Annotated in this window: 1 protein-coding gene; it reads left to right on the top strand. The window is 81.6% G+C overall.

Annotation, left to right across the window (positions count from 1 at the left end; genetic code table 11):
- On the top strand, nt 1-533 hold a 533-nt coding region (locus CTKZ_RS21940; protein WP_200829890.1), incomplete at both ends, for a hypothetical protein.

Here is a 533-nt window from a genome sequence, read left to right on the forward strand (position 1 = left end):
GTCCGGGGTCCGCACCGGCACCGCCCCCGCGGGCAGCCGCGCGAGCGCGGCGGGCTGGGCCGAGTACTGGCAGGGCGTCGACGCGGCCCGCACCGCCGCCTGGGGCACGCCGTACGCGGGCGCGAGCTCCGCGGAGCGCGCGGGGCACGACGACTACCGCGCGGGCGCGACCCTGGCCCGCACCGACCTGCCGACGATGACCGGCGCCGAGCCGGCCGGCGGCGGACGGCGCGAGGGGTTCGGCGACTACCGCGAGGGCGTGGCGCACGCGGTCGACGGGCTCGTCGCCGACGCGACCCGGTCGGCGCACGCCCGCGGCTGGGCGGACTGCACCGAGGGTGTCGCCGAGGGGCAGACCGGATCGGCACCGTCGCGGACCGAGGGCGGGTTCACCAGCGGTCACCTCTACGGGCAGGGTGCGACGACGGCCCGGGCGGGCGGTGCGGCCCCGACCGCGACGGCGACCCCGCAGGACGCGCTCGCCGCCGCGGGGCACGCGCACTACGGCGTCGGCCTGGCGGCTGCGCGGGCGG

This window comes from Cellulomonas algicola, from assembly GCF_003851725.1.
Taxonomy (GTDB): Bacteria; Actinomycetota; Actinomycetes; order Actinomycetales; family Cellulomonadaceae; genus Cellulomonas; species Cellulomonas algicola.